The sequence below is a fragment of the Paenibacillus sp. P4_A7 genome, assembly GCF_056402455.1.
The window spans coordinates 1-6,626 of the sequence record NZ_JBFUHJ010000306.1; the positions used below are offsets into that span (position 1 = coordinate 1).

A 6,626-nucleotide genomic window follows, 5' to 3' on the forward strand; every position below is an offset into this window, starting at 1 on the left:
TCAGTTCTGAATCGGGACGGGCGTATTCAAGAAATTCTTCATTTACAAGCCGATCGTACAAAATAATATCAGCGATCTGTATACGGCGCGTTGCTTTGACGGTAATAAGTTCGGGATCACCAGGGCCAGCTCCGACAATATAGACGATTCCATTCGTGGTTTTCTTCATAAAATGCTTCTTTCCGAAGCAATCACTACCGCTATTTCTGAAGATTCCGTATTAAGCTTCGTTACTGAAGCAGAATTTTTTTTCTATGAGATAGATATAGAAGGATACCAGTAAACACAGCACCGCCAATGAAGTTGCCGACCAATACCGGAATTTGATTCCATAGCCACCAATCCGCCACCGTTACATCGGCACCAAGCATCATGCCTGCGGGGATAACGAACATGTTGACGACAGCATGCTCGAAGCCTTGTGCAAAAAACGTTAATATAGGCAGCCACATTGCCAGTATTTTTCCACCAGTAGATTTAGACGTCATCGCCATGACTACGCCAAGTGTCACCATCCAATTACAAAGCACAGCCTTAATGGTTACAAGAATGATACCGTCAAAGCCCATCTTCTGGTAGCCAAGAGTTTTTGTTTCGCTAATCTGAATAAGCATTTGTGCAAGTGGGTTGCTCATATCTGTGCCCATTTTCGTTATAGTCATCCCATAGAGTATGGCATATAATACACAACCGATTAAATGTCCAAGGATAACCCAGCCATAATTGGYGATCATACGGGATATCGTTGTCTTGCGTTCAAGGATCGATAATGGAATGAGTGCAAACGTACCCGTTACAAGCTCAAGGCCTAATAAAACGATAATGACGAAGCCGACTGGAAAAATAATGGCACCAGCGAGTCCGACAGTGGTCTGGGTAACGGCTGTAAAGGCAAGTGTTGTTGCGAATGATAGAATCGCTCCCGCGAGAAAACCACGAACTACCATTTGAAATGCACTTAAGTTAGCTTTTGTTATTCCGGCTTCAATCATGGCATCTATTACTTCAGCAGGTTTTACATACGACATATACGATTCCTCCTTAAAGGTTTATATAAATGGAGCCGCTATTATGGTCAATTTCTGTCTCAAAGGTTTTTATGCAGCCATCATCGGGTTCTTTTACAATACCGCTCCGTAGATCAATCTTCCAATCATGAAGCGGACAATGGACGGTTGAGCCACACACCATACCTTCTGATAGCAAGCCACCTTTATGGGGGCACCTATTTTCTACGGCAAGCACACTTCCGTCTGTCAGGCGAAACATGGCGATTTCGATATCTTCTACTTTAATTCTGCGTGAGCCTTTCACATCAATGTCGGAAAGGTTAGCTACCAATAGCTTCGTTGTCATAGGTATACCCCTCCTATATTTGTACCGGCTGCGCGCCAGGCAATTGCTCGAAATTTTTACGTAAGTTATCGTTCTCGACGATTTGCTTCCAGGGGTCAGCCGTTAAGCTAAGCGTTTTCTCAATGCGTTTCACAAGGGCGAGGCGGTCTTCACGGTTCTCGAGCGCTTTCTTAATGGGAGAAAGGCCTATACGCTCCACCCATTGTGCGGTACGCTCGTTCCACGTCGCATTTTCACGATAATATTGTAAAAATGCAGAGGACCATTCCATAACCTCATCCTCGGTTTTTACAATGCAGAGAAGGTCAGTGGCTCTTACTTTCACACCGCCATTACCAGCGATATGAATTTCCCAACCTCCTTCGATTGCCACGATACCGACATCTTTGATCGTAGCTTCCGCACAGTTGCGGGGACAGCCGGATACCGCGAGCTTCACTTTGGCTGGAGCCGTCAAACGTTCGAACGCCTTTTCCAACCGTATGCCCATTCCCATAGCATCCTGTGTGCCGAATCGGCAAAAGGTTGATCCGACGCAGGTCTTCACGGTACGCAGCGTCTTGCCATATGCATGACCGGATGGCATATCGAGCTCTTCCCATATTTTTGGGAGGTCCTCTTTTTTGACGCCAAGCAGATCAAGCCTTTGTCCTCCGGTGAATTTGACTAGAGGAACTTCAAACTTCTCAGCGACCTCTGCGATTTTCTTTAGGTCAGCTGGTGATGTTACACCGCCGTAAATTCGCGGTACGACTGAATACGTGCCATCCTTCTGAATGTTCGCGTGGTAGCGTTCATTCGTGAATCGTGATTCCTTCTCGTCAACATATTCCTCGGGATATAACATGCCTAGGTAATAATTAAGTGCCGGACGACACTTCGTGCAGCCTTCCGGATTATGCCACTCAAGCACATTCATAACCTCTTTGGTACTCATCAGACGCATCCGAGTCATTTCTGAAACAATTTCGTCACGGCTCAGCGTTGTGCAGCCGCATATACCCTCCTTTACAGGTTCGCCAATAGCATCGCCAGCGTATAGGCTAAGGAGTCCTTCAACTAAAGGTTTACAACCGCCGCAGGAAGCGGAAGCTTTCGTACAGGCTTTAATGGCGCCGACGGTATTGCAACCTTTTGTTGTAATGGCTTCAGTGATCGTTCCTTTTGCAACGCCGTTACAGCCGCAGATGATTTCATCATCAGCCATGGCCTCAAGTCTGTTATTGCCCGAGGATTGGCCTAGCAGGTCAGAAGATATACCGAGCAACAGCTCCTTCTCGCGTCCTGCGATAGATTCTCCCTTCTTAATTGAAGCAAAGAGTTCCGCACCATCCGATATGTCTCCGAAGAGTACTGCTCCGACTAGCTTTCCGTCCTGAATGACAATTTTCTTATACGTGCCTGCCAAATCGTCTTGAAGCTTAAGTGCGCGTGTGCCTGGAGCATCATCGAAGCGTCCTGCTGAGAACACATCAACGGCGGATACCTTGAGCTTGGTGGATGTGACCGATCCCGCATAGCCTGCCGTTTCGACGCTTGCCAAATGCTTGGCTAGCACAGCCCCTTGCTCGTAAAGCGGGGCTACCAAGCCGTAGGCAATGCCGCGGTGCTCTGCGCATTCCCCAACAGCGTAAATACCAGGAATATTGGTTTGCATAAAATCATTGACAACGATACCGCGATTAACTTCAATTCCAGAGGATCTAGCCAACTCGATATTTGGCTTGATGCCTACTGCCATGACTACCAAATCACCGTCAATCTCAGTGCCATCGGTAAAAGCAAGCMCTGAGGCGCGGCGTTTACCTTTAATAGAAGCGGTGTTCTTTTGCAATAAAAATTGCATACCTTGTGCCTCTAACTCACGTTGCAGCATCTTAGATGCGGCTTCGTCCAATTGGCGTTCCATTAAGTAGGAATGGATATGAACGACGTTTACTTCCATTCCTAGATGAAGAAGCCCTCGAGCTGCTTCAAGTCCGAGCAATCCGCCCCCGATCACGACCGCCTTTTTATAATTTTTGGAAGCATCGATCATCACTTCGCAATCATTGATGTCGCGGAATGCGATGACGCCCTTCTTATCGGCGCCGGGAAGCGGCAACATAAACGGATTGGAACCAGTTGCGATGATAACCGCATCGTAATCCACTTCGATGCCTAATTGGGAGGTAATCTTCTTACGTTCTGTATCAATACTAGTAACCTTGTGTCCCGTATGCAGTGTAATGTTATTTTCTTTGTACCATTCCCAGTCATTAATGACTATTTCCTTCATATCCGCTCCGCCAGCTAGGACGGAGGATAACATGATGCGGTTGTAATTGGGATGTGGCTCGGAACCGAAAATCGTAATGTCGTAGCTCTCCGGAGAAAGCTTGAGAAGATGCTCAATTGTTCTAACCCCCGCCATACCGTTGCCGATAAGCACTAATTTTTTTGGATCAGTCATCGTCTTCCTCTCCTCTCAATCTCTGTCTGTGTGAAAAAATAAAAGCCTGCTTCGTGTTCTAGAAAGGACGTGCGTCCCCCTAGAACACGAAAGCAGGCTTCTTTGCCGCTTCAAACGAATACATCGTTGTATTCGAGAATGTTTGGTTGTTGATAGCGTAAATATACAATGACACAGCACTTCATGTCAATATACATAACATTAAAATCGTTAAATATCTGGTTATCGACAAAAATGAGTTTTTTATGTTATATATAGTAACAAGGATAGTGGTTGATATGGATACCTTTCATAAGTCGAATAGGAGGGAGCGCTGCTATATGCGTTCTTTGTTAGTAGTAGATCGTCCGTTGACAGCGGGTGTAGAAACGGCTTCTCTATCCGAACAAATGGCCAAAAAGCTGACGCCTAACTATAAGCTTACAGCCTACGGTTATCGCGTCATATGCATAAACGATGCTAAAAGGGCCGTTCTACAATTAAGCAGCGTAGATGCAATTATTCTGCACTTACCATTGAATGAGACTAAGGCTTGGGGAGATATCCTTCTGAAGCAGAAAGTTTTGCCCATGCTTTGGTGGTGCAGCGCATCAATGGCTTCTTTATCTGCAGCTTTCTGCGAGGATGAAGTACCGATTGACGGTGTTTTGACAGCTACTATGAGTGAGCAAGAACTTCACTGGGCGCTTCATTTCGCCTCTAAACAATGTTTCGAGAGACTGCAATGGCTGAATGAACGTAAGCAGTTGGAAAGTAGGCTCGAGGAACGTAAATGGATTGATATGGCAAAAGGGATATTATGTAAAATCAAAAATATTTCCGAAGCGGAAGCATACGATGTGCTGCGTAAACAAGCAATGAATGAACGGAAAAGAATGGTCGATGTGGCAACGTCCATTGTTAAGGTTTATCAAATACTTCAGGATTCAAAATAAGGGGGTCTTGCGATGATTATGAACCTATTGAAGGAAGTTGCCAGAGGAAAACGGGGCGCCCGCGATCTCAACTATGAAGAAGCGCTTGGAGCGGCCAATTCCATTTTAGAAATGAAAGCAACCCCGGCGCAAATTGGAGCATTTTTTATTGCAGAACGAATGAAGATGGAAAGCGTAAGGGAGCTAGAGGCATTCGTGTCAGTCTGCCGCAAGCATGCATACCGAATCCAGATACAGCAAGGACTAGATTGTGCAGGGCCATATGACGGGCGGAAGAAATCGTTCTTTACTACGTTTGCAACGGCGTTTCTGCTTGCGTCGGCTGGGCTTCCGGTCACTCTTCATGGAACAGCGTCGTTGCCTCCGAAGTGGGGGATTACGCTGCATGACTTACTTCTTGAATTAGGGATAAATGCGGAGCTTGTCTCACGTGAGCAGATTTTAAAAGCAGCGACAGATACTGGGGTGCTGTATGTTCCTGCCGAGCAATGGTGCCCGCCGCTGAAGCAATTGCGTTCCATTCGATTAGAGCTTGGCATGCGAACTGTGCTCAACACGGCTGAGAAGCTAATTGATTATTCCCATTCCCCTTATTTAATATTTGGTGTTTATCATAATACAGTATTTGCAAGAATGGCCCAATTGGCCTCGAATTTACAGTATAAAAAAGCGCTTATCGTTCAAGGAGTGGAAGGATCTGAGGATCTGTTCATCGAACGTCCGACTCGTACGTTTATCGTAGAAGATGGTGAATCTAGACTTCAAGTTATCGATCCCGATACGTACGGCCTTGAGACGCCTATTCCTGAAATCGCTTGGACAACGGCTGAGCAAATTCGTGTAACGGAAGCCATTCTGAGAGGGGAAGGATATATAGCCTTCGTTAATCAGGTACTGTTAAATGGGGCGGTGATACTGCATCTCGCAGGTAAGGTAGGCTCCATAGAGGAAGGGGTTTATACATGCAAGCATTTGCTTGAAAAGGGTACTCCGTGGGAGCTCTACCTCAAATGGCAAGGCGCCATGCGCGGCGGAAGCGAGATGCTTCAGCCAAGCGCACAGAACGCATTGTCTTAAGGAGAGTTTGCGGAGAGTTGGAACGCGTGACGGGGCAGGAAGCTCCGTCTATTTTTGCATGGGTTGTAATCGGAGGTAGGAAGAGAGGGAAATCTCAATATATCTGAAGCTAAATTCACTAATTTCAAAGCTGTATTATTTCTTTATATGAATTAGTTAGGTAAACTTAACTTGCGATGAAGCTAGCCTCATGGGTAATGAGATTTACCTCACTAGACTAAGCTGAGTATCGAAAACCACCAATAGAAGTGAGATTTACCTCACTAAATAGTGAGTTTTCCTCATTAGTGAGTATCGATGCCTGCATACTGAGGCATTTCAATTTAAACTCGGACTAAATAAATTCACGAAAAACCGTTCTTTTGATATCCGGCCATTCCGATTTAATAATGCTAAAATATACATCATCCCTACACTCGCCGCTTGCGTTCTCATAGTTACATCTGAATAGGCCTTCCTGCTGGGCCCCTAGCTTGAGAACTGCCTTTTGTGATCTTATATTTTCAGCATCTACGCTAAATTGGACGCGATTAAAGCCCATTTCCTCAAACACATAGTTCAGCAGCTCGAATTTGGTAGCCTTGTTTACAGAAGTTCCTCTAAATGCCTTGCCGTACCAAGTCCAGCCTATTTCTAGTCTCTCGCTCTGAAACACCATATTTCCAAACCGTGTGGAGCCGGCTACCTGATTGGTAGACTGGTCGATAACGATAAACGGATAACAGCTTTTATCATCTCGGCTTGAAAGGGCATTGTAGATGTAGTTCTGTAAATCACTATCATTAGTAAGATGACTTCCCGTATAC

7 protein-coding genes are annotated in these 6,626 nt (G+C 45.6%); 2 read left to right on the forward strand and 5 right to left on the reverse strand.

The window, feature by feature from the left end; translation table 11 throughout:
- From AC1DWN_RS24500 to nirB, 4 genes are all read right to left on the reverse strand, one after another.
- Positions 1–169 (reverse strand): SAM-dependent methyltransferase (locus tag AC1DWN_RS24500; RefSeq protein ID WP_477561515.1); only part of this gene is annotated, 169 nt, incomplete at its 3' end.
- Between the two features lie 61 nt (positions 170–230).
- Complete coding sequence (locus tag AC1DWN_RS24505) at positions 231–1,028, reverse strand: formate/nitrite transporter family protein (protein ID WP_477561509.1); 798 nt, start codon at positions 1,026–1,028, stop codon at positions 231–233.
- 13 nt (positions 1,029–1,041) lie between these two features.
- Positions 1,042–1,356 (reverse strand): nitrite reductase small subunit NirD, encoded by a 315-nt coding sequence (gene nirD, locus AC1DWN_RS24510; RefSeq protein WP_477561510.1) that lies wholly within the window; start codon positions 1,354–1,356, stop codon positions 1,042–1,044.
- Positions 1,357–1,369: 13 nt separating this feature from the next.
- Positions 1,370–3,808, reverse strand: a complete 2,439-nt coding sequence (nirB, locus tag AC1DWN_RS24515) for a nitrite reductase large subunit NirB (RefSeq protein WP_477561511.1) — start codon at positions 3,806–3,808, stop codon at positions 1,370–1,372.
- A gap of 320 nt (positions 3,809–4,128) precedes the next feature.
- Here nirB and AC1DWN_RS24520 point away from each other — a divergent pair, with 320 nt between their 5' ends.
- The gene (locus AC1DWN_RS24520; RefSeq protein WP_477561512.1) at positions 4,129–4,743 is read left to right on the forward strand and encodes an ANTAR domain-containing response regulator; all 615 of its coding nucleotides are present in this window, start codon (positions 4,129–4,131) and stop codon (positions 4,741–4,743) included.
- Positions 4,744–4,755: 12 nt separating this feature from the next.
- The gene (locus tag AC1DWN_RS24525) at positions 4,756–5,820 is read left to right on the forward strand and encodes an anthranilate phosphoribosyltransferase (RefSeq protein ID WP_477561513.1); all 1,065 of its coding nucleotides are present in this window, start codon (positions 4,756–4,758) and stop codon (positions 5,818–5,820) included.
- A 334-nt stretch (positions 5,821–6,154) separates the two neighbouring features.
- Here AC1DWN_RS24525 and AC1DWN_RS24530 read toward each other — a convergent pair.
- A partial coding sequence (locus tag AC1DWN_RS24530) for a GNAT family N-acetyltransferase (protein WP_477561514.1) occupies positions 6,155–6,626 on the reverse strand: 472 nt, incomplete at its 5' end.

Bases quoted from the DNA above. Each gene is read 5' to 3' on its own strand.
- nirD (WP_477561510.1), bottom strand. From the start codon at position 1,356: ATGACAACGAAGCTATTGGTAGCTAACCTTTCCGACATTGATGTGAAA.
- AC1DWN_RS24520 (WP_477561512.1), top strand. From the start codon at position 4,129: ATGCGTTCTTTGTTAGTAGTAGATCGTCCGTTGACAGCGGGTGTAGAA.
- AC1DWN_RS24525 (WP_477561513.1), top strand. From the start codon at position 4,756: ATGATTATGAACCTATTGAAGGAAGTTGCCAGAGGAAAACGGGGCGCC.